This window comes from Nostoc sp., assembly GCF_036917635.1.
GTDB lineage: Bacteria > Cyanobacteriota > Cyanobacteriia > Cyanobacteriales > Nostocaceae > Nostoc.
In genome coordinates, this window is sequence record NZ_JBALCW010000010.1 from 1 (window position 1) to 20,850 (window position 20,850).

The following is a 20,850-nucleotide window of genomic DNA, read 5'->3' on the forward strand; positions in this document are numbered from 1 at the left end:
TTAGTTATTAAGTAATTTAAGTCTTTCTACTTAAATTAAATAGAACCTTTTATTGTCAGTATGTGTACTACAGGATGAAGTGCGGAATGTGGGTTACAAGCATTTGCAACAGAACAAGGCTTTAATTTTACCTTATGCTACGACGAGAGTCAGGAAACAACAAAGGCTTACACAGCAGCTTGCACACCTGATTTTTTTGTATTTGATAAGCAACGGCAGCTTGTTTATCGCGGACAATTAGATGATAGCCGTCCCAGTAATGGCAAACCCGTAACAGGCGCAGATTTACGCGCAGCTATTGAAGCAGTGCTGGTGGATAAACCTGTTACAACCGACCAAAAGCCGAGTGTTGGTTGCAATATTAAATGGAAACCTGGAAATCAACCCAGTTATTTTGGTTGAAAGACATAGGGTATTGGGGGTGCTGAGTTAGGAGTTAAGAATGATTCTCCTTGTCCCCTAATCTCCCCCAGTTCCCAGTCTCCAGTCCCCCGATATTAATGTTTAATTTCCAAATTCAGTATGTAGCATCCTAGTTGGACTTTTTCTGCCCACAATTCATATTCCAGCCGCAAATGCTCTGGTAAGGGATGTCCGTTGAGAATTAGGCTACTAGTAAAATTTCTTAAACGAATAGGATTGTTAGGTTGCAATGACTCAGTTGGCAACCAATAGCGACTAATGCCATAAACGCCCCGTTCCCAAAAGTGACGGTAACTGACTTGAGCGTTACCTTGCATAGTCATAATGACTCGGTAAGGAGAAATCTCTAGCCACAAAATTCTGGGACTGTTAGGGGCGTAAGCTTTGCTCTTATTTTGGGGAAGTGTATCCTCTGGACTTACGACACTCTCTACTTCACAGCTAATTAGGGGCGGTGCGGTCAGCAGCAAATGGAATCTATCAGTATCTTTTTGATACAATGTCGCGGCAGTTTCCACAACAGACCAGATTGGTAGGTCAGTGGAAATAAGTGATAAGCACACGGGCTTGCGGTGATGGGTCAGCATGGGAGCGATAAGGGCTAAAAGCTATTGAACAAACTGAAATGAACACTAGGCAGTCTAATAAATAGGCTAGGGTAAGAAACTAAATAGTAAAACAGGCTTAATATTAATCAATCCTCTGATTTGTTAAGCTACACAGATACCAATAGAAACAGGTAGAATGCCAGCTTAGACAGTAAAAACGGTACTTTCTCTAGAGAGAGCTAATTCGTAAGTAAAGCTTGTAAATATTCTAAGGCTATAGCCTCAAAACAGTGGGAGTCTTTTTAGATGCTAAGAAACCTTCTTGAGGGATACTTGCCGGAGATTTGAGTAAGTTTCATACAGCGAAAAGCGATACGATACTAGGCAGCAAGTCACCAGTGGCGATTTTGTTTGTTACTGCTGAACTTCCGGTGTATTCAAAAGCCAGTGTATCCTAATGTCCCCTTTTGTTATAACCGTAGAAACTCACGAAGACCTTTCTCACAAGTTAATTATTCAACAGTCCCCTTTCGGCTGTCTTTACCGGGTCACATCCGGGTGGTTGGGGTCTTCACTATCGGGGAGCATTCCAATTTTGGCTTAAATCTTTTCCCTCACCCCCAGCCCCTCTCCCATCATATGGGAGAGGGGAGACATAATTCTAGTTACCCGAATCTCAAAGATGGGATTCGGGGTTAGGGGATGAGGGCTATCAAGGTTTTTGCACCTGACGGGATGCTCCCCACCATCGTCTAATCTTGGGCGCTTTAACCGAAATTTTGTAACTTATTTTAAAAGAAGAACCCCGCAGCATTGCTAGTTGTTTTCAAGCTCGACAAAAGGACTTTTCAAATATCCTCTAAACTTTATCGGATTTATGTAATTTTGGGTATTTGTACTTGATTAGGTATATTTTGCAAAAATTAACGCTTTGAAATTTTTTCTCTCAGATGAATCGCACTAAGTTCTGGGCTGCATGTAATATAGGATTTACCCATCAGATACGAAATGTAAGGGTTGTTCAGGCGCACTGTTGGAAGGTCAAAAATCTAAAAATTTTGACTGTTGAATTTTGACTATTGAGCGTTGAGGATTTTTGGTACTTTGAAAAATTCACCTTCCTGTTCAGGCGCATTGTTGAGGATGCTTTGTCGGTCAGGATAGGGTTGCAATTTATCTTCTCGTGTGATGTTGCTGACATCAATTGCCCGCGTTGTTGGAGGCACATTACTAACATCAAGTTCATCTAACTGTTGAATATAATCCAGAATACTTCCTAACTGGGTAGTGAATTGTTTCTCTTCTTCTGGAGTCAATTCTAAACGAGCAAGATTAGCTACTTTATGAACTTGTTCTTGGTCAATCATATTTTTTAGTTAGGAGTTAGAAATTAGAGGAGTTAGGAGTGAGGAGTTAGGAGTGAATGATTCATAATTCCTAACTCATCACTTTTAGAAGAATACGTCAATTTGCGATCGCCCGGTGGTTTTAAGCCAGTTTTGGGCTTCAATGTAGTTATTGGGAGCCATGCGAATAGCTCGAATCCAATAGTCTGCGGCTTGGTCAAAGAGTGCTTCGCCAGCCTCGTTATCTCCAGCTTCTTTCTCCTTTTCGCCTTGATAGTGATAAATCACGGCGATGTTGTTCAAGGCTTGGGGCATCCGTGGATTTAACTCAATTGCCTGGTGATACAGTTCTAAAGCTTTGTTGTGGTCGCCGTTGCTGGCATAGATTAGCCCCATATTGTAGAGAATATAGCCGCGATCGTTGGTATCTTCCTCTAGTGTGAGAGCTTCTTCATAATATTCTAATGCTTCAGCATATTCCCCTTCTGCTTGGGCTGACATGCCATCTCGATAATAAACAAACGCTTCTTTAGCTTTTTTGTTGGTTGGCAGGATCTTCAAAATGATATCCGCCATCACTGTAAAGGATTTGTCAACAAAATTATCGTTTTTTTGTGTTCTTGGCATATTTGTCTCTAGGTATTAGGCATTGGGCATTGGGCATGGAGCATCGGGCATTGGGCATCGGGCATTAATCAATAATTTTTCTCCCTCATCTCCCTCATCTCCCTCATCTCCCCAATCCCTTAGTTCACTCAATAGCTAATTTAACTGATTTGTGGGGGCATTCTTCTCACTGAGTGGGATGATGCACTCTGGACTATTATGCCGAGAGTTGTTTACTAAGGTGCTAACTGGATACGCAGTCATTGCTGGAGCTGGATAGGGACGCAATAGCTGCTGTAGGGTTTGGGGCGTTTGCACTTGGGAATCTAGCCATAAATCGTAATCTTTTGGTTCTAGAATTACTGGCATCCGCTCGTGAATAGGTTGGAGTAATTCGTTAGCTGCCGTTGTCAAAATTGTACAAGAGATTATTTCTTCGTTAGCAGTCGTTCCCGCTTCGGGTTGCCCTAGGCATCGCCATTTCTCCCACAAACCTGCAAAGCCGAAGGCTTGCCCATCTTGAAGGCGAAAATAAAATGGCTGCTTTTTGCCTTGTTGCCGTTGCCACTCATAAAAGCCATCAGCTATCACTAAACAGCGTCGATGCTTAAAAGCCGAACGAAAAGCGGGTTTTTCGGCAACAGTTTCAGCCCTAGCGTTAATCAGCTTTGCCCCCATCCGTGCATCTTTCGCCCATGACGGAATTAATCCCCAATACAACTGCTTAAATTCACGCTTTTCGCTTTCGGGATTTTGTAACACCGTTGCCACCATTTGCGTAGGGGCGATGTTATATCCGGCTGTTAAATCTAGAACTGGCTCAACATGGAAAACTTCAGCTAAAGCTGCTGCTGACTGATTTAGAGTAAATCTTCCACACATACTTTTATTCTCCACCATTAACTAAATTAAACCAATTGGCAATTCGCAATACTTCGGCTACGCTCATTACAAGTTCGCAATTGCCAATTACGTTTTGTAACGAAGAGTGCTGTTGTGGGGAAGGTTTCCGTCCACAAAACTTCGGGGGATTTAACACTGACACAAAACGTCCTGCCTGTCTTGCTGGGGAATTAAACCCGGAAACTTTGTTAAATATCTCAATTTATAAATGAAGAATGTTTTTTATTTTTTCAGATAATTTTATTTAGTACTTCTAAGCTAAATCTTCAAAGAACTCATCCGGTTTTAGGAAAATATTTTGGTAAGATATTGTATTTTGAACCTCTACTTATCAACATATTCTTAACTGCATTTTAGCATGGAACTACTGCGTTTGTACGATTTCTTACCTTCTGGCAATGCTTATAAGATACGTCTTTTATTAACACAACTAGGTATGCCTTTTGAAAGGGTAGAGCTTAACATTTTGAAAGGCGAGACTCGAACACCAGAATTTTTAAGTAAAAATCCCAACGGAAAGATACCTATTATGGAAATTGAGCCAGGGAAATACTTGGCAGAATCAAATGCCATATTGGTATATTTAAGTGAAGGTACAGAATTTTTACCCTATGACCGCTTTTTACGAGCGCAGGTGCTGCAATGGTTATGTTTTGAACAATATAGCCATGAGCCTTTTATTGCTAAATCAAGATTTTGGATTTCTATTTTAGGTAAAACTGAAGAATATAGTGAAGCTATAAAGCAAAAACGTGAACCAGGTTATGCAGCACTTAGCCTGATGGAAAAATACTTGACTTCCCACATTTTTTTTGTAGGAGAGCGTTATACGATTGCTGATATCGCCTTGTTCGCGTACACTCATGTAGCTGATGAAGGTGGGTTCGATTTAACACAATTTCCTGCTATCCAAGCTTGGATAGAAAGAGTCAAAGCTCAACCAAGGTATATCAGTATTACACAAGCATAAAAAGTCGATTTTGCTTTTTTTATGCAGTTCAAAGTTTTTGAATAGGTGAATGCCTGAATGTGCGACTTACCCAAACGCGAATTTATCCCGTAGGGAAGGGGCTGACTTCCACCTTGCGGTACTAGATATCTGTATCAATTTCTATCAGCTTTTGCCGAGAGGACAAACCTGATTTTATTCTGATATCAGATTTGGCTACATCAAATTTCTTTGCTAATAGTTTAATTAACTCTTCATTAGCCTTACCATCAACTGGGGGGGATTTTAAATACACAATCAAACTGCCATCAAGTTGTTCTTCAATTTTTTGCTGTTTTGAATTAGGTTTAACCTTGATTTTTTTTTGCATAACCTATTTTATGTAATTGTCGCAGCCACAACCAACCTAAAACAGAACCCAATACATAATGAGGAAAATCCCACCAAGCAAAGGTAGTACCAAGTAACAGTTTACCTATCAAGGTGGCGCGAATTTCCTCTAATAGTGGCGGATGCCAAAGTTGCAAGAATTCTAGTATACAGGTGATGACAAAAACCCATATAGGAATTTGCACTATCGCCGCTCGACTTCTGAAAAACCAAAATGCGAACAGACACCAAAATATTTCATAAAATATCGCGGCTCCGTAGTCATTAAACCATTGATGGGCAGGCCCGGTGTAGTACTTAAACAAAAAGCCCATCGGTACAACGATGAGCAGAGAAAGAATAATAAATATTGTTTGGTTACGATGTTGGAGCATTTTTTCAAGGCTAAAGACTAACGAAAATTTTAGCCTCTGCACTGCTCTTTCTTAATAATTCGTAATTTTTGATTTTAATTAGGAATTACTTCCAGACTTACGCCATAGCCCCTGAGATACCTCACCCTGGTTTTAGTAAGTAAAATCTGTCCCTCTCCTTATTAAGGAGAGGGATGTAGGGATGTCCCATAGGACTTTTTGAGGTTTTGGAGGACTTTTGGGCGATCTCTTGTGCGTAAGTGCTAACTTCGTTATGGATATCTTCTGCTACCAGCGCCCACTACACCGATTTTGTGGCGATAGGAGAGTTCAGCACCGAACCAGCCAGAAGCGCTAGTCAGTGTACCAACAACGAGCGAAATTAATAGTCCCCAAGGTACTATTCGGGACTCAGCGTCGCCCCAACGCAGGAGAAAGTTGACGAGTGATAAAACCAGGATAGAAACGTTAAGTATCAAATGTACCCAACCGGCGGTGCGCTTGCGAACTCGTTCAATTTTCATAAAGTCGCTCAGACCGATCGCAGCAGCGAGTAAGCCTCCAGCTAATCCGAGTCCAATTAACCATAACGAAGCCCTAGCCCAAAAGAAATCATGAGTTAACCAGTAACCAATGTCACTTCCCAAGGCGGCGGCTAAAAACGCGATGGGAAAAATCACACTCAGGGGATGTAGGGGATGTCCTGCGATCGCAACTGTGCTAGGTACGCCAGTATCAAGATACTCACTGTCGTTACTTTCAATAACTGGTGGAATATTTGGAAAAGGTGTTGAACCTGTTTGCGTTGTGTCTGTAGTTTCCATTTTTTAGTATCCTGAATTTATTAACGTCCTATTTTTAAGCTGAAGGAATTTTTTCTACATAAGCTTCAGCTTGTAGGGTTAGTTTGCCTACTTCTACTTTTAGTTGGTTAACTTGCAGACTAATTCCTTCTAAATCGAAGTTACTCAAATTTAGAATTTCGCTAGTTTGATCTATCAAAGCTTTTGTCAACTCTGGCGATATTTCTTCACTTTCGCCATACTCGACATTTTCCAGAGTAACAGTTTTTCCATTGCCACTGATCTTGGGGACTGCGGAAAAAGCAACTTGCTGATTTTCACCAGTTTCTACTAATTTCATGCTGGCATTTAGTGCTACTTTCCCATCACCAGGTAGTCGAAAGTCTACATGTTGAGGTTCAATAGTTCTGAGTTGCCCGTTTACGTGGATTTTTTGGCTTTGCAGTTGCGATCGCACATATTCTGAGTTAAAGGCGCGATTAATATCAGCTTCGGTTAACACAACCTGTGCTTTAGCTTCAGTAGGTTTAGTAAGTTCAATTTTGCCAAAAGCCACACTCAGAGGATTGATGGCAATGTTAGTCATTTGCATTTTTAATTCCTCCATGCGGAGGTCTTTCTGCATAACCAAACCTTCACCTTCAATCGTGACTGCATCCACCTGCCCCTGAACCAGCTTCAACGGGTCTGTTTTGATGTCTACATCTAAATTTTCTACTTCATCTAATTGGCTAGATAATCCTATTTCTGCCGCTTTATTCAGCGCCTGTTCTCCTAATCCAGGACTGTCTGGCATTGTTAAATTTACTCCTATATATAGCATATTCTTAAGTTAATCTAATAAATTATCATCAAGGTTTTATCTACCTGGCGATGGAATATAGATTTAAATATTGTCTATCTAAAAGTAGAATTACATAATTTTATCTAATAAAAAAGTTTTTTCTCCTCAGAACTTTTCTGGCGCAGACGTAGAGCGGCTTGTGGTCAAATATCGCTCACAAGAAAGATGATATCTTGAGAATTTAATCGTTAAGCTACTTATTTTAATTAATGCTGCACCAAAATCTCTTTAATCGAATTGATCTAAAATTATAGTCAATCTTATAATAATTTTCTTAAAGGCAAGGAAAAACCAGGCACAACATCTTCACCGCTTAATACTGCCGTAGCTGGATATTGAGTAATTGAACCATCCCGGCGATAAACTAAAGCTTGCTGATTTTTACTATCAATTAACCATCCTAATTGAACACCATTACTAATATATTCTTGCATCTTGGCTTTGAGTTTTACCAAGCTATCGTTTTTAGAACGAATTTCAATTACAAAGTCGGGTGCTAAATTAATAAACTTGTCTTCTTCTTCATCCCAACCTTCTGGCAAACGTCCTTTAGCGACAAAAGCAGCATCAGGCGATCGCACTGCCGTATTTGCTAATCTAAAACCTGTACTTGAACTAAAAACTTCACCTAAATCCTGACTTTCTACCCAATTCAACAAATAGGCTCCTGCTTTTATTTCTCGATTACCAGAAATTCCACCAGTCGGGGGCATAGTTTCTAATGTACCATTACCATTGCGTTCAAACCGCACTTCTGGGTTTTGCGAACTCATCAGCATTAATTCTTCATCAGTGACAGTATACAAAGACTGCACCGTTATTTTTTCGCTGGTCATGATGATGCCATAGCAAGCTTGATAGATATCTCAATTTTAGGCTCTGTACCCCTCTTTTGTGCATTCTCTGTGTCTGGAGCAGTTTGTTATAAAATTGACATTAACACCAATGCAATATCTGATTACAAGCTGTTTTATTCTTTCAAAACAATGCTCTCAGAACGCTTTACCACAGCTCTTACCTATGCTACCCAACTGCACGCCAACCAAGTTCGGAAAGGTTCAGGTGTTCCCTATGTTGCCCATTTATTAGGTGTCGCCAGTATTTCCTTAGAATATGGGGCAAATGAAGATGAAGCGTAGGCGTAGCCCGCCGCAGGCATCGCAGCTCTCTTACACGATGCGATCGAAGATCAAGGTGGCGCTGCAACACGCGAAGAAATTCGCTATCGCTTTGGTGACAATGTAACAGCAATTGTAGATGGTTGTACTGACGCTGATACAACTCCAAAACCGCCTTGGCGACAGCGCAAGGAGGCATATATTGCTCATATTCCTACCGCTTCCCCATCAGTACTTCTCGTATCATTAGCAGATAAACTTTACAACGCCCAATCTATTCTCAAAGATTATCGCATTTTGGGCGAATCACTTTGGGAACGTTTTCAGGGAGGTAAAGAAGGAACTCTTTGGTATTACCGTGCGCTTGTGGATGCCTTCAGAAAGACTGGAACCACTATAATCATTGACGAATTAGAACGGGTTGTTACACAAATTCACGTATTAGCATTTAAATAAAAAATGAAGATATGTTTTCTAAAACGGATGCTCCCATTGAATCTAGGAGGTTCTACTTTGCAGTTCTAGTTCAATTATTCAAAAATAGATAAAAGTTTCATGGAAACTAGACAAATAACTTTTTTACAAAGACGATATAATCATGTGTCTCACGAAAAGATTTTGGCTTTTAGGTTCTTTCTCTAGATAAAAAATCTTTCTCCCGCTAGACAGGTGTACTTACATTATTATGACTGCTACGTTACTAACATGACAATAGTAAGACAAAACGCCCTAAATACAACCGTAAGTCCTTCATTAAGCTCTCCAGAAACCTTGACAGAAAAAGTTATGGAAGCAGAGCGTATGCACGATGTTCTGCTTTTACTGCAAAACTTGATTAACAGTGAAGAAGCCACTGTAAAACTAATTCTGGATTGTCTCTATGATGTTGGCTCAGTTAATCTGATTAACCAAAAGCTTCGCTTGAAACCCTTAAACAGGGTGATGAAATTAATTGCGCGAATGTCCAAACCACTTTTTAGAACTTTGGCTTTAAGTTGGTTTAAGAAAAACTGTCCTCAATTAATTACTAATTGGCTACAGACGCAGGTAACTTTTGAAAGTACCCAAAAGAAACCCCAACAAGTAGCTGTTGAAGTTGCAGAACTTCAACCATATCCCATACCACAGAGAGAAAATCTCAGCCAGGAGATTAAAAATCTGCGCTCCCAGGTAAGATGGCTAGTTGGGATTTCAATAATAGCGATCGCTGCTTTAGGAATAACAGCCATTCGGTGAAACCCAAACCCATAAGTAGCACCGTTATCAAATTTAATAGATCCAGCAAGCTATTTTCGGCGTAAGATTTACTTAGGTTATAAAAATCCTACCACTCTAAAATGTGAATATTTTTTTCTCCATCAGGTGTTTTGGTAAATCTTCGTTTGGCTAACTCCAAGCAGCTTAACTCGTTGTATTGCCAGCACATTTAAATAACTGGAACTGGCTCAACATATATGTTAATTCGTACTATGACTTTACCCAAGCCTACCTTGGAGGATATAGAAATACATCTGCTTTTGGAAGGTGTGTATCAGTACTACGGTTATGACTTTCGCAATTATGCTCTTTCCTCACTCAAGCGCCGCATTCAGGGCTTCATGGAATTAGAGGGGTTAGCAAATGTTTCTGCATTGCAAGAACGCTTACTCCACAACCGTGCCTATTTAGAACGATTTTTGCTGGCTCTGACGGTGAATGTCACATCAATGTTTCGTGATCCCAGCTTTTATCACGCCTTCAGGAATCAAGTTATTCCCTTCTTGCAAACCTATCCGTTTATTCGTATCTGGCACGCTGGATGCTCGACTGGTGAAGAAGTCTATTCTATGGCAATTTTACTACAAGAAGAAGGGCTTTATCACCGATGCCGCATATATGCTACTGATACTAATGAAAAGGTATTACAAAGTGCCAAAAGTGGGATTTTCTCCCTGAAACTGATGCAAGAATATACTCAACTTTATTTGAAAGCAGGTGGCAAAAAGTCTTTTTCCGAATATTATACAGCAGCTTATGATAACGCTATATTTCGAGCATCTTTAAGAGAAAACGTTGTTTTCGCGCAGCATAATTTAGCAACTGATAGCTCTTTTAATGAGTTTAATGTCATCCTTTGTCGTAACGTCTTAATATATTTCAATCAGGTACTTCAAAAGCGGGTATATGAACTGTTTTATAATAGCCTTTGCACCTTTGGTATTTTGGGCTTAGGAAGGCAAGAATCCATTAGATTTACCCCTTATGAACAGGACTACGAAGAAATAGTCAAAGGGGAGAAAATATATAAGAAAATACCTGGTGCTTAAAATCTAGACCGTTTTAACATCACTGTCAAAAGACAGTCTGTCAAACATTTTTAATTGTGTCCAGAAGATAGACTTAGCGATCGCTTAAGGTAAATTACACATTAAAGTATTAAAGGAGATTGTCGATGCAGCTACTCGAATGTCCTCCTGTTGCAGTCATTGCTGGAGAAAATGCAGTTCACGTTTCTCAACTACCTTCTACATGGCAAGACATTGCTAGAGGAAGCACCAGTGTCGGACTTTCCCATCCCCAAAGCTATGTTGAGATGGCACAGTTGTTCTTGTATAAATTAGAGCATGGTGATGTGGACTTATTTAGCGATCGCCCCCAACTAGCTCACTTGATACCGTCATTCTCCCAGCTATTTGCACAACTTGCCTGGGAAACCCTAGAGTTTTTTGGGCAAGACTTTCTCAAACACAGCTATCCCAACTTTGCAGAAATTCTCTGTGATGTAGAGTCAAAGGGGACAGAGTATGCTAGTGAAGTAAAAGTCGCTCGCATTGGCATAGATTTATTCAACGAGTTTGGTTATGAACTACCCGCCAGCTTCTATCATGTGCATTTAGCGCCAATTTACCGCGATCATGTTTTTGAAGAACGCGCCTTAAGATTTGATCGGCGCGATATTGAACACAAACGGGCTTGGGATGCCATACTCCATGCAGGTAAAGTGTTTGCGATTCAGATGAAGGTGCAAAGTATTGCTTCCAAATACGGTTTTACTTATCAACACGGCTGCGGTTGTAACTCTCACCTATCTTCCATTGATGTATCTCGTGGCGCATTTGAATATGAATTGAGTCCCGAAAAGCGCCAGCGATGGATTCGCAGTTTTATTTGGACTGCTTGGTATGAGTATGCCTTCTTTGCGATCGTGCCAAATACAAGTTATTTAGTTTAAAGGGAAATGGGCAGAGGGAGAAATTTCTCCCTCATTCTCATTTACTGCCAAACGTAGATTAGGATAAACAAAATAATCCAGATAACATCCACGAAGTGCCAAAACAACGAGGTTGCGTTGACCCCGAAGTGACCTGTATCGTAGTTGCCAGGGATGAAAGAACGTACCAAAATTATTGACTGCAACAGAATGCCGGTGAAAACGTGCAAACCGTGGAAGCCTGTTAGCAGGTAAAACGTCCCACCAAATACCCCTGATGTGAAGCCAAAAGCGAGGCCGTTCCATTCAATGGCTTGCCCAACCAAAAAGTAAGTTCCCATCGCCATTGTTGTCAAGAGAAACAGGCGAAATTTTACTAAGTCATGGCGTTGAAGGGCGCGTTCTGCTAAGTAAATTACAAAGCTACTGGCGACAAGAATTACTGTGTTGATTGTCGGTTCTTTTATTTCTAGCCCAGAAACACCTGCTGGTAGCCAGTTAGGGGTTGTTGTTTTGTAGATGGCATATCCGGCGAAGAAACTTAAGAAGATGACGCTTTCTGAGAGGAGGAAGACGATGAAGCCAAACATTTTGTTGCCTTCTTCGTCGTGGGTATGTTCTGCGGCTGTGTGGGGCAATTCGTGGGAATTGATATAGCTGTCCATTTTGGTTTTTGAGGGGGAGTTTGAAACGCAAAGGTACGCAAAGGGAAGCGCGGAGGTACGCGGAGGGTTTGTGTGTGTTCCCGATAAGTTTGCGTTTATTCTGGGAGGTTGGCTGTTAAGGGTTCTGATTTGCCGTAGCCGTAGGGTTCGGAGATGATGATGGGGATTTCTTCAAAGTTTTCTACTGGGGGGGGTGAAGATACTAGCCACTCTAGTCCGATCGCTCGCCAAGGGTTAGCGGGTGCTTTCTCGCCTTGCATCCAAGAAATCACCATGTTGAATATGAAGGGTAAGGTGGACATTCCTAAGAGGAATCCGCCCAGGCTGGCGATGATGTTCCAGAATTGATACTCTGGGGCGTAGGAAGCAACTCGGCGTAACATTCCTTGCAATCCTAAGGGGTGCATGGGCAAAAAGTTGAGGTTGGTGCCGATGAAGGCTAACCAGAAGTGGATTTTACCCCAGCTTTCGGAGTACATCCGCCCGGTCATTTTGGGGAACCAGTGATAGATGGCGGCAAATAAGCCCATTGTCACGGTGCCGTAGAGGACGTAGTGGAAGTGTCCGACCACAAAGTAGGTATTGTTAACGTGGACATCGACTGGTACTGAGGAAAGCATGATGCCTGTGATGCCGGCGAAGACAAACATGATTAATCCACCAAGGGCAAACAGCATGGGGGTATTTAGTCGCAGTTTACCGCCCCAAATAGTGGCTACCCAAGCAAATACTTTAATTCCTGTGGGGACAGATACACACATCGTTGTCAGCATGAAAAGCAACCGCATCCAGCCTGATGTACCACTGACGTACATGTGGTGTACCCAAACTATGCCGCTCACTCCTGCGATCAAGATGGATGAAATAGCGACTACTTTGTAACCAAATAGAGGTTTACGTGAATAAACTGGGAAGATTTCTGAGAAAATCGCAAAGACGGGCAAAATAATCACGTAAACGGCGGGGTGGGAGTAGAACCAGAAGTAATGCTGGAACATTACTGGATTCCCACCCTTAGCGGGGTCAAAAAAGCTCGTGCCAACTGTGAGGTCGAGTAGCAGCATCACTGCACCGGCTGTCAATGCAGGTAATCCGAATAGTTGGATAATCTGGGCGCTAAACACTCCCCAGACAAACAAGGGCATCCGAAAGAAGCCCATACCTGGGGCCCGCATCTTCACGATTGTGGTGACAAAGTTTACTGCCCCCATAATTGAGGATACGCCGGATATTGCCACCGCTAAGAGCCAGATAACTTGACCATTAATTAAGTTACCTGTGGGATTCTGGAGACTGACAGGCGGGTAAGACCACCAACCGGCTTGGGCTGGGCCACCAGGGACAAAAAAGCTACCCATCATCAAAATCCCAACGACTGGCACCATCCAAAAGGCGACGGCGTTAAGGCGGGGAAATGCCATATCTCGCGCCCCAATCATCAGGGGTACTAGATAGTTAGCAAAACCAACCAGTGAGGGAAATGTCCACAAAAACAGCATGATGGTGCCGTGCATGGTGAACATCCCGTTGTAGACGGTGCGATCGACTAAATCTGATTCGGGTGTCATCAGTTCTCCCCGCATCACCATCGCAAAGATACCGCCGACAAGAAAAAAGAAGAATGAGGTAACGAGATACTGGATGCCAATAACTTTATGGTCAGTACTAAAGCTGAAGTATTCTTTCCAGTTACTCGAAGATTCGTGTTTAGGCTTCTCATCAGGGAGAAGAATACCTTGAATAGGAACATTAGTCATGGTTACTTTCCTTTCAACCAGGTGAATTGACTAGAGGAGGTGCAGCAGGTGGAACTGTAACCCAACCAGTTTGCACTGATTGATTAGATGTTTGGGCATACTCAGAAGCTGCCTGATTATTTGCTAGGGATGGCTTTTGGGTTGCAGCTTGTGCTAGCCACTGTTGATAATCTTCAGGAGATTCGACAACCACGTTCGCCTGCATGGTGGCAAAGTATGTGCCGCTATATTGAGAATCGGTCAATCGGTATTTGCCAGGGCGGATGGGAGTAAATTCAAAGTCGATCGCATGGTTGGGAATAATATCCTGCTTGAGGCGGAACGCAGGAATATAGAAGCCGTGGAGAACGTCTTGCGATCGCAGCGCTAAACGTATCCGGCGATCGCTAGGTAAATGCAATTCGGTACTGGTAATATCTTTTTCGGGATAATGAAAAACCCACGCCCATTGTTTAGCTAGTACGTCGATTTTTTCTACAGGTTCTGCTAAAGCCTTAGCTGGTGCTGCATAACCTGATTCCATTGCCAACGGATTATGCAGATGAACTAGTTCCGATGGCCCTTGAATCCCCATTTGTTCATAAACTTGGTAGCTGTAGCCCGCAATCCAAAACACCAAAAGAATTGGGATTGCTGTCCAGACAACTTCTAAGGTGATATTGCCATGAATTGGGGGACCGTCGGTAAAGTCATCTTTAACTGCCCGATGGAAAATAACAGAATACATCAAAGTACTTGTTACTCCCAAGAAGATGAAGGCACCGAGGGTTACTAAGAAGCTAATCAAATCATCAATTAGTAGGGATTCGGCTGCTGCTTGGGGGGGAAGCCAAAAGTAAGCCTGCTTCCCGATCCAGAGACTCGTAACAGTCACTGCGATCGCGCCTGTCAGCAGCGTCAAAATATTTAAAATCTTCTGGATTTTCATGGTCATTAGTTATTGGGCATTGGACAATACAGTTCAGTTAAGTATTTCTTCCTCCTCTTCCTTTGCGTTCTTTGCGTCCTTTGCGGTTCGTTAAAAAAATTGAATTTGACAAAGAGTTAAGCCTTAACTAAACCGTATTGGGGCAAACAATTAAGGACAAAGGACTTATTTGAGTGTTGTGTTCAGGTTTTGGTGCGATCGCAGTAAATTATCTGCTGTATTGTGTACCCCAAACTCGGCAGCCATTTGCGCCCCTAGTGTCCCGTGGACGTACAGAATGAACATGATTGCTATGCCTGCCAACAGATAGATCCATTGCACTTCTCTATCTGTCTGTTTATATTCTTGTTTAGCCCAAACGAAGCGCTGCCATGCTCTCCAGATGGTCAAAACAACAATCAGCGCTAATAAGAACACACCACCCACACCATGCCAAAGCATAGTTTCCATTGCCTGCAATCCCCAGGCACTTTTGATATCAGCTGGTGGTGTTGCCAACAACATTTCGTAAAAGCCTGCTCCCACTGTGAAAAATGTGATGATGCTGGCAGCTAGCATGTTGTACCAGCCAACATCAAATAAGTTGTCACGTTCCACAGTAATTGCTAAAAATTTGAAGACCCATTTTTCAAAGGGGAACAGAACACCGACAATATCAAAGGTCATCCCAATGATGAACAAACCTATTGTCAAATGCACTAAGTTGGGATGAATCGGAATTGTGTAAGGTAATCCGTTTGCGCCTAGAGAGCCGCTCAATTGGTCAATTAATTCTGAGTTCATCGCAACAGACCATCCTTTACTGCTTCCACAACTGGCACTGTATGCAATCCATACACCCAAACAAGTTCATCTCCGAGATATACCTGCAAGCCAACTATCAAAGTTAAAATTAGTCCGGCTCCCAAATAATAAATTGGTAGTTTTTGCGGATTGCGGGAACGAATTACATAGCGCCAAGCTGTAATTGCCGTGATGATTCCCGAAAGCGACCAACCAATTAGCGTATGCAAACTCAGCACCGATTTAGCAAGGCTGTAAGGCTGTGCTAAACCCGCTTCAAACTGACCAAAAATGATCGCCACAAAGATAGCGATCGTGGCAACTAGCATGTTCCACCAACTCACCTCAAAAAGACTGGTTTTACCAGTAAAATAGCCAATTACATCACAGAAAAAGGAAAACAATACCATCGCAATTACGAAGTGGACAACGATGGGATGAATCGTATCTGGATAGGGTAAATTGTGGTCGTTCAATGATGTAAAATACTCAAGCATTGTATTCTCCTGGACATATCTACCGCACTTTGTCCAATCAATTTTGGATTGCCAATTTTGGATTTTAGATTTATTCCGTCCCTGACGAGCTATAAACCAGAAGACCTTAATCGAAAATCACTATTTAAACTTCCATGATTGATGGATATTCACTAACATCACTACAAGTATCCATCCATAATTAACCGAAATCTGTTCAATATGTGCGCGGTGCAATACCCTTAATCATGTCTTCGCTTTTTGTAGACAATTTTAGTAAACTTGCCTTTAGAGAACGACTTTTGTTGCGCTTAATTTCCTCATGCCAATAGTCTGCAACAGCAATTTTTGATGTAGCTAAACCAAATCGCTGTCGTTTGTTGATTTGCTTAACCTATCTTTTAGCTTAAGTAAATTTTTATGAATTGTCAAAACAATAATAATTAAACTTTTAAAAGTTAGTTAGTTAGCAAAAACATATTTCTATAATGTATCGGTTCTGGCATTAACTAAAATAAAAAAAAAACCATAAATATCATATTTTTTATGTAAAGTATTTCACAATGATAAAATTTTTAATTGTAATGTAAATGACAAAAATATATAATTTTGGTTAGTGGGTAGAAAAGCGAGTCAAGGTAAGTTAGTAGCTGTGGTGGAACTGGAGAATGCTGAAAGGAATTGATGAGCCATCAAGTCACACTAACAGGTGTGAGGACAAAACAAGTGGCATTTGAAATTGTGGTAATTGGTACTTCTTTGGGCGGATTATCAGCCTTAAAAATTATCCTGGGTAATTTACCAGCAGACTTTATAGTGCCGATTGCGATCGTGCAACACCGTCACAAGGAGTCTAACAACACACTCCAGGAGTTATTACAAGAATATACTTCGTTGCCGATTCGAGAAGTGGAAGACAAAGACGAAATACTACCAGGACATATCTACATAGCACCACCAGATTATCACTTATTGGTTGAATCAGGTCATTTTGCTCTTTCGACTGATGAGCCTGTTTCTTATGCCAGACCATCTATCGATGTGCTATTTGAGTCAGCAGCCGATGTCTACAGTGAGCAAGTTATTGCTGTAATATTGACAGGAGCAAACCAAGATGGTATGCAAGGTCTTAAGAAAATAAAAGCGCGGGGAGGACTTACTATCGTACAAGAACCTGCCACAGCCCAAAGCGATGTTATGCCAGAAGCAGCAATTTCTGCTGTTGCAGTAGACTGGATTTTAACACTTTCAAACATTGCTTCCCAAATGGTTAAGCTTTGTCATTAATCACGGAAAAAAAAACCATGCAGATGGAACCCAAAGTAAACATCCTCCTAGTGGATGATAAACTAGAAAATTTGCTAGCACTAGAAGCAATCCTAGAAAAACTGGGAGAGAATCTGGTAAGAGCTACTTCTGGGGAAGAAGCTTTGAGGTGTCTGCTACATCAAGACTTTGCAGTAATTTTGCTAGATGTGCAAATGCCAGGGATGGATGGCTTTGAAACTGCAACCTTGATTCGCAATCGGGGGCGATCGCGTCACACTCCAATTATCTTTCTCACTGCCTTTAGCACCAGCGACCAAATGCTATTTAAAGGCTATGCCTTAGGTGCAGTTGATTATTTGCTCAAACCATTAGACCCTAATATTTTGACTTCTAAAGTCACAGTATTCGTAGAACTATTTAAGAAAACAGAAGCCGTCAAGCAACAAGCAGCGCAGCTAGTAGCTGTGAATGCCGAACTCAGGCAAAGTGAAGAACGATTGCGATCGCTGAGTACTTGTTCACCCGTTGGCATTTTTGAAATTGATACTGAAGGAGGCTGTAGATATACTAATCCTCGCTATCAAACAATTTGTGGCTTGAAAGCAGCAGAGAGTTTAGAAAAAAGATGGCTAGAATCTGTTCATCCAGAAGATAAAGAACGAGCAATTGTTACTTGGTCTAAGTACATTTGTGAAGGTCGTGATTACTCTGAAGAATTTCGCTTTCAAACTGCTCATGGCATCGTGCGTTGGGTTCAAGTTCGCTCATCACCCATGCTTTCCGGTCAAGGAGAATTGCTAGGATATGTAGGCACCCTCGAAGATATTACTGAACGCAAACAAGCAGAAGAAGTCCGCGCTCAAGTGATTCGAGAACAGACAGCAAGAGCCGAAGCAGAAGCAGCAAATCGGATGAAAGATGAGTTTCTTGCTGTTCTCTCCCACGAACTCCGCACACCCTTAACCTCAATGCTGGGTTGGTCAAAAATCCTCCGCTCTAAAAAACTTGACGAAAAAGCCACTTCCCGCGCCCTTGAAGCGATTGAACGCAACGCGATATCTCAGATGCAACTAATTGAGGATATCTTAGATGTATCCCGGATTATCCGTGGTCAGTTGCGGTTAAATGTATCTGCGGTGAATCTGCTCACGGTAACTGAGGCAGCCTTAGAGGCAGTGCGTCCCCTAGCAGAAGCAAAAGATATTAAATTAAATACTGTTTTGGATACTTCAGTCGGGTCAGTTTATGGCGATCCAGCCCGGTTACAGCAAGTTGTCTGGAATCTACTAACTAATGCAATTAAGTTTACCCCTAAGGGTGGCAGGGTAGAAGTGAATCTGTCAGTAGTCTGTGGTGAAGAACAAGAAATAACTCACAAATACGCCCAAATTCAAGTTATCGATACGGGCATTGGTATCAGTTCCGAGTTTTTACCCAAAGTATTTGAGCGTTTCCGGCAAGCAGACAGCACCACAACGCGATCGCACAATGGATTAGGATTAGGACTAGCGATCGTTCGTCATCTAGTAGAACTGCACAAAGGTACAATAGTTGCCCAAAGTTTAGGCAGTGGAGAAGGAGCAACCTTTACTGTAAGGGTACCACTGCTACAAGACAATAGGGCAAGCAGAGCGAGTAGAGAAGCCACAGGAGAAATTTCTTCCCCTGTGGTATCCACCCCTCTTGCTGGATTAAAAGTTTTAGTTGTAGATGATGAAGCAGATACCCGTAACTTTCTCAGTTTTATGTTTGAGGAATATGGGGCATTTGCCACTGCGGTAGCATCAGTTGATGAAGCGTTGGCAGTACTTGAACAGGCAAAACCAGATATTTTGATTAGCGACATCGGCATGTCAGAACAAGATGGTTATACGCTGATTCGGAGACTGCGCTCTTTAGAACCAGAAAAAGGCGGACGTATCCCAGCGATCGCTTTAACAGCATATACGCGAGAGGAAGACCGCCTAGAAGCTCTAAAAGCAGGGTTTCAGCAGCATTTATCTAAGCCAATAGACCCCACTAAATTGATTGCTATGGTTGCCGATGTATTAAACCTACCTGTGGAAGTTCCAGTGGGTTGATTTGGAATTGGGGAGTAGGGAGTAGGGAGTAGGGGAGATGAGGGACTGAGGGACAAGAATTAATAAGCAATGCCCACTTGCCCTGAGCGACTTGTGCCAAGCGTTGCCGAGGTAAGCCGAAGGGATGCCCCATTCTCAACTTCAAATCAAGACGGAGTTAAGGCATGTTTTTTCAATTCGTCTAGGGAAACCATTTCTAAAGCTCTAGCGTGGGTTGCAGAGAGGATGACGGGTGGAGCAACGCCAGCATCGAGAGCTTCTTGCCAGCGAGAAGCACATAAACACCAGCGATCGCCAGGTTTCAGTCCAGGAAAATTAAAATCAGGAACAGGTGTGCTTAGATCGTTCCCGTGGGATTTGGTGAACTCCAGGAATTCTGATGTCACTTCGGCACATACGACATGCGACCCGAAATCCTGACCACCTGTGCGACAAAAACCGTCGCGGTAAAACCCAGTTATGGGAGAAGTGCAGCAGGCTTCTAGGTTTCCACCGATTACGTTTTTAGCTTCTGTCATCGTTAATTCGTTATACTTGATTTTTTCACTTTCATATAACCCTATATTGACACTTTCCTAGTGAATTAAACCTTATTTAAGTTGAGAACCGTAGTTTTCACCCTCTCCCTAAATCCCTCTCCCAGATTTGGGAGAGGGAGTTTGAAATTCTGGCTCCCCGAATCCCAGATTTGGGATTCGGAGTTGGGGGATGAGGGCAAATCCTTTTCATCATGAGACATCTCCAGAAATTAAATATGCGTAACCTGAAACCCTTGTAGAGACGCGAAATTTCTTTTTCTCTACATTCATGTGGGAGTGGTTCACAATCGCTATCCCTTATTAATTTGGAAAAGCAGTAAATTCTAGAATCACTACTCGTATCAAATTGTCAAATTTACAGTTATTCAGAATGGTGCAATATCTCAGTAGAACTTCCAATAAAAACCCCTGGTAGTGAGCCAGGGGTAATGCAAGTCAGTACTTTTTCGCATGGAATGTATCCTACTTAAATACCATAGCAACCGTCTAATTTAGAGATATGCCATTTTGCCAAACAAAAAAAGCCCCCAGTCGTAAGCCGAGGGTTAATTTTTTTGGAATAGCGGTAATCTACAAAGTTATTGTTCCCAGATAAATAGGTAATAAAATCAGAATTTCTACAACTATATATATTGTGAATATATTGTGATGTCATACAAAAGAGAGCTTTGGCGTATCTTAACCTCATTGCTTACCTTTAAATAAGTAAAGCTGATGAGTTGTATCAGCTTTACTGAAGTAAAAAAACTTGATTAAAAAATGTAAAGCATTGTAAAGTAGTTTTACAGGCAAAAACGAAACCGCCTGATTAATAAATAACTAACCGCACTTATAAAACCATGACAGCAACCTTACAACAGCGCTCAAGCGCCAACGTAT

At 41.8% G+C, this 20,850-nt stretch carries 22 protein-coding genes and 2 pseudogenes; 8 read left to right on the forward strand and 16 right to left on the reverse strand.

Features of this window, described 5'->3' with window-relative positions:
* Nucleotides 1-105 precede the first annotated feature (105 nt).
* Nucleotides 106-402: pseudogene (locus tag V7K32_RS02300) on the forward strand (thioredoxin family protein); the annotation flags it as partial.
* Between the two features lie 95 nt (nucleotides 403-497).
* Here V7K32_RS02300 and V7K32_RS02305 read toward each other — a convergent pair.
* The 5 genes from V7K32_RS02305 to V7K32_RS02325 all read right to left on the reverse strand — a co-directional run bounded on the left by V7K32_RS02305 (nucleotide 498) and on the right by V7K32_RS02325 (nucleotide 3,968).
* Nucleotides 498-1,010 (reverse strand): hypothetical protein, encoded by a 513-nt coding sequence (locus tag V7K32_RS02305; RefSeq protein WP_334989969.1) that lies wholly within the window; start codon nucleotides 1,008-1,010, stop codon nucleotides 498-500.
* A gap of 1,037 nt (nucleotides 1,011-2,047) precedes the next feature.
* On the reverse strand, nucleotides 2,048-2,338 hold the full coding sequence (gatC, locus tag V7K32_RS02310; protein WP_334989971.1) for an Asp-tRNA(Asn)/Glu-tRNA(Gln) amidotransferase subunit GatC: 291 nt from the start codon (nucleotides 2,336-2,338) through the stop codon (nucleotides 2,048-2,050).
* Between the two features lie 84 nt (nucleotides 2,339-2,422).
* Nucleotides 2,423-2,944: a photosystem I assembly protein Ycf3 gene (locus V7K32_RS02315; protein ID WP_229488418.1), complete on the reverse strand. Its 522-nt coding sequence runs from the start codon at nucleotides 2,942-2,944 to the stop codon at nucleotides 2,423-2,425.
* A gap of 135 nt (nucleotides 2,945-3,079) precedes the next feature.
* Complete coding sequence (locus V7K32_RS02320; protein ID WP_334989973.1) at nucleotides 3,080-3,805, reverse strand: SOS response-associated peptidase; 726 nt, start codon at nucleotides 3,803-3,805, stop codon at nucleotides 3,080-3,082.
* A 4-nt stretch (nucleotides 3,806-3,809) separates the two neighbouring features.
* Nucleotides 3,810-3,968, reverse strand: coding sequence for a hypothetical protein (locus V7K32_RS02325; RefSeq protein ID WP_334989975.1), 159 nt, complete (start codon nucleotides 3,966-3,968; stop codon nucleotides 3,810-3,812).
* A 216-nt stretch (nucleotides 3,969-4,184) separates the two neighbouring features.
* Here V7K32_RS02325 and V7K32_RS02330 point away from each other — a divergent pair, with 216 nt between their 5' ends.
* The gene (locus tag V7K32_RS02330) at nucleotides 4,185-4,796 is read left to right on the forward strand and encodes a glutathione S-transferase family protein (protein ID WP_334989977.1); all 612 of its coding nucleotides are present in this window, start codon (nucleotides 4,185-4,187) and stop codon (nucleotides 4,794-4,796) included.
* A gap of 121 nt (nucleotides 4,797-4,917) precedes the next feature.
* Here V7K32_RS02330 and V7K32_RS02335 read toward each other — a convergent pair whose 3' ends face one another.
* The 5 genes from V7K32_RS02335 to V7K32_RS02355 all read right to left on the reverse strand — a co-directional run bounded on the left by V7K32_RS02335 (nucleotide 4,918) and on the right by V7K32_RS02355 (nucleotide 8,001).
* Nucleotides 4,918-5,145, reverse strand: a complete 228-nt coding sequence (locus tag V7K32_RS02335) for a DUF167 domain-containing protein (RefSeq protein ID WP_334885571.1) — start codon at nucleotides 5,143-5,145, stop codon at nucleotides 4,918-4,920.
* Entirely contained in the window at nucleotides 5,123-5,539 is a 417-nt protein-coding gene (locus V7K32_RS02340; RefSeq protein WP_334989979.1) for a ribosomal maturation YjgA family protein, read from the reverse strand. Before V7K32_RS02340 ends, V7K32_RS02335 begins: the two co-directional genes overlap by 23 nt.
* A gap of 251 nt (nucleotides 5,540-5,790) precedes the next feature.
* Nucleotides 5,791-6,342, reverse strand: coding sequence for a DUF2231 domain-containing protein (locus V7K32_RS02345; RefSeq protein WP_334989981.1), 552 nt, complete (start codon nucleotides 6,340-6,342; stop codon nucleotides 5,791-5,793).
* Between the two features lie 34 nt (nucleotides 6,343-6,376).
* Nucleotides 6,377-7,117, reverse strand: a complete 741-nt coding sequence (locus V7K32_RS02350; RefSeq protein WP_334989983.1) for an LmeA family phospholipid-binding protein — start codon at nucleotides 7,115-7,117, stop codon at nucleotides 6,377-6,379.
* A 308-nt stretch (nucleotides 7,118-7,425) separates the two neighbouring features.
* Nucleotides 7,426-8,001 (reverse strand): Uma2 family endonuclease, encoded by a 576-nt coding sequence (locus V7K32_RS02355; protein ID WP_334989985.1) that lies wholly within the window; start codon nucleotides 7,999-8,001, stop codon nucleotides 7,426-7,428.
* A gap of 150 nt (nucleotides 8,002-8,151) precedes the next feature.
* On the opposite strand from V7K32_RS02355, the pseudogene V7K32_RS02360 reads away from it, so the two are divergent.
* The 4 genes and pseudogenes from V7K32_RS02360 (at nucleotide 8,152) to V7K32_RS02375 (ending at nucleotide 11,494) form a co-directional block, all read left to right on the forward strand.
* Nucleotides 8,152-8,739 (forward strand): annotated as a pseudogene (locus V7K32_RS02360) (HD domain-containing protein).
* A 249-nt stretch (nucleotides 8,740-8,988) separates the two neighbouring features.
* Nucleotides 8,989-9,519, forward strand: coding sequence for a hypothetical protein (locus V7K32_RS02365; protein WP_334989987.1), 531 nt, complete (start codon nucleotides 8,989-8,991; stop codon nucleotides 9,517-9,519).
* Nucleotides 9,520-9,752: 233 nt separating this feature from the next.
* Complete coding sequence (locus V7K32_RS02370; RefSeq protein WP_334990005.1) at nucleotides 9,753-10,589, forward strand: CheR family methyltransferase; 837 nt, start codon at nucleotides 9,753-9,755, stop codon at nucleotides 10,587-10,589.
* A 125-nt stretch (nucleotides 10,590-10,714) separates the two neighbouring features.
* Nucleotides 10,715-11,494: a hypothetical protein gene (locus V7K32_RS02375; RefSeq protein ID WP_334989989.1), complete on the forward strand. Its 780-nt coding sequence runs from the start codon at nucleotides 10,715-10,717 to the stop codon at nucleotides 11,492-11,494.
* 41 nt (nucleotides 11,495-11,535) lie between these two features.
* On the opposite strand, the gene V7K32_RS02380 is transcribed toward V7K32_RS02375, so the two are convergent.
* From V7K32_RS02380 to V7K32_RS02400, 5 genes are all read right to left on the reverse strand, one after another.
* A complete protein-coding gene (locus V7K32_RS02380) occupies nucleotides 11,536-12,138 on the reverse strand; it encodes a cytochrome c oxidase subunit 3 (protein ID WP_334989991.1) in 603 nt (200 codons plus the stop codon).
* 95 nt (nucleotides 12,139-12,233) lie between these two features.
* Complete coding sequence (gene ctaD / locus V7K32_RS02385) at nucleotides 12,234-13,895, reverse strand: cytochrome c oxidase subunit I (RefSeq protein WP_334989993.1); 1,662 nt, start codon at nucleotides 13,893-13,895, stop codon at nucleotides 12,234-12,236.
* Between the two features lie 13 nt (nucleotides 13,896-13,908).
* Nucleotides 13,909-14,823, reverse strand: coding sequence for a cytochrome c oxidase subunit II (locus V7K32_RS02390; RefSeq protein ID WP_334989995.1), 915 nt, complete (start codon nucleotides 14,821-14,823; stop codon nucleotides 13,909-13,911).
* A gap of 165 nt (nucleotides 14,824-14,988) precedes the next feature.
* On the reverse strand, nucleotides 14,989-15,606 hold the full coding sequence (locus tag V7K32_RS02395) for a DUF2231 domain-containing protein (RefSeq protein ID WP_334989997.1): 618 nt from the start codon (nucleotides 15,604-15,606) through the stop codon (nucleotides 14,989-14,991).
* Entirely contained in the window at nucleotides 15,603-16,103 is a 501-nt protein-coding gene (locus V7K32_RS02400) for a DUF2231 domain-containing protein (protein ID WP_334989999.1), read from the reverse strand. The genes V7K32_RS02395 and V7K32_RS02400 overlap by 4 nt, the downstream gene beginning before the upstream one ends.
* Before the next feature lie 705 nt (nucleotides 16,104-16,808).
* Here V7K32_RS02400 and V7K32_RS02405 point away from each other — a divergent pair.
* Together V7K32_RS02405 and V7K32_RS02410 are read left to right on the forward strand one after the other, a co-directional pair.
* Complete coding sequence (locus V7K32_RS02405) at nucleotides 16,809-17,369, forward strand: chemotaxis protein CheB (RefSeq protein WP_334990007.1); 561 nt, start codon at nucleotides 16,809-16,811, stop codon at nucleotides 17,367-17,369.
* Nucleotides 17,370-17,386: 17 nt separating this feature from the next.
* The gene (locus tag V7K32_RS02410) at nucleotides 17,387-19,432 is read left to right on the forward strand and encodes a response regulator (protein WP_334990001.1); all 2,046 of its coding nucleotides are present in this window, start codon (nucleotides 17,387-17,389) and stop codon (nucleotides 19,430-19,432) included.
* 146 nt (nucleotides 19,433-19,578) lie between these two features.
* On the opposite strand, the gene V7K32_RS02415 is transcribed toward V7K32_RS02410, so the two are convergent.
* On the reverse strand, nucleotides 19,579-19,950 hold the full coding sequence (locus V7K32_RS02415; RefSeq protein WP_334990003.1) for a DUF2237 family protein: 372 nt from the start codon (nucleotides 19,948-19,950) through the stop codon (nucleotides 19,579-19,581).
* Nucleotides 19,951-20,850: the final 900 nt, after the last annotated feature.

What these genes read in the sequence shown, in the direction of transcription:
- V7K32_RS02305 (WP_334989969.1), bottom strand. Translation starts at nt 1,010, where the DNA reads ATGCTGACCCATCACCGCAAGCCCGTGTGCTTATCACTTATTTCCACT.
- gatC (WP_334989971.1), bottom strand. Translation starts at nt 2,338, where the DNA reads ATGATTGACCAAGAACAAGTTCATAAAGTAGCTAATCTTGCTCGTTTA.
- V7K32_RS02315 (WP_229488418.1), bottom strand. Translation starts at nt 2,944, where the DNA reads ATGCCAAGAACACAAAAAAACGATAATTTTGTTGACAAATCCTTTACA.
- V7K32_RS02320 (WP_334989973.1), bottom strand. Translation starts at nt 3,805, where the DNA reads ATGTGTGGAAGATTTACTCTAAATCAGTCAGCAGCAGCTTTAGCTGAA.
- V7K32_RS02330 (WP_334989977.1), top strand. Translation starts at nt 4,185, where the DNA reads ATGGAACTACTGCGTTTGTACGATTTCTTACCTTCTGGCAATGCTTAT.
- V7K32_RS02335 (WP_334885571.1), bottom strand. Translation starts at nt 5,145, where the DNA reads ATGCAAAAAAAAATCAAGGTTAAACCTAATTCAAAACAGCAAAAAATT.
- V7K32_RS02340 (WP_334989979.1), bottom strand. Translation starts at nt 5,539, where the DNA reads ATGCTCCAACATCGTAACCAAACAATATTTATTATTCTTTCTCTGCTC.
- V7K32_RS02345 (WP_334989981.1), bottom strand. Translation starts at nt 6,342, where the DNA reads ATGGAAACTACAGACACAACGCAAACAGGTTCAACACCTTTTCCAAAT.
- V7K32_RS02350 (WP_334989983.1), bottom strand. Translation starts at nt 7,117, where the DNA reads ATGCCAGACAGTCCTGGATTAGGAGAACAGGCGCTGAATAAAGCGGCA.
- V7K32_RS02355 (WP_334989985.1), bottom strand. Translation starts at nt 8,001, where the DNA reads ATGACCAGCGAAAAAATAACGGTGCAGTCTTTGTATACTGTCACTGAT.
- V7K32_RS02365 (WP_334989987.1), top strand. Translation starts at nt 8,989, where the DNA reads ATGACAATAGTAAGACAAAACGCCCTAAATACAACCGTAAGTCCTTCA.
- V7K32_RS02370 (WP_334990005.1), top strand. Translation starts at nt 9,753, where the DNA reads ATGACTTTACCCAAGCCTACCTTGGAGGATATAGAAATACATCTGCTT.
- V7K32_RS02375 (WP_334989989.1), top strand. Translation starts at nt 10,715, where the DNA reads ATGCAGCTACTCGAATGTCCTCCTGTTGCAGTCATTGCTGGAGAAAAT.
- V7K32_RS02380 (WP_334989991.1), bottom strand. Translation starts at nt 12,138, where the DNA reads ATGGACAGCTATATCAATTCCCACGAATTGCCCCACACAGCCGCAGAA.
- ctaD (WP_334989993.1), bottom strand. Translation starts at nt 13,895, where the DNA reads ATGACTAATGTTCCTATTCAAGGTATTCTTCTCCCTGATGAGAAGCCT.
- V7K32_RS02390 (WP_334989995.1), bottom strand. Translation starts at nt 14,823, where the DNA reads ATGAAAATCCAGAAGATTTTAAATATTTTGACGCTGCTGACAGGCGCG.
- V7K32_RS02395 (WP_334989997.1), bottom strand. Translation starts at nt 15,606, where the DNA reads ATGAACTCAGAATTAATTGACCAATTGAGCGGCTCTCTAGGCGCAAAC.
- V7K32_RS02400 (WP_334989999.1), bottom strand. Translation starts at nt 16,103, where the DNA reads ATGCTTGAGTATTTTACATCATTGAACGACCACAATTTACCCTATCCA.
- V7K32_RS02410 (WP_334990001.1), top strand. Translation starts at nt 17,387, where the DNA reads ATGCAGATGGAACCCAAAGTAAACATCCTCCTAGTGGATGATAAACTA.
- V7K32_RS02415 (WP_334990003.1), bottom strand. Translation starts at nt 19,950, where the DNA reads ATGACAGAAGCTAAAAACGTAATCGGTGGAAACCTAGAAGCCTGCTGC.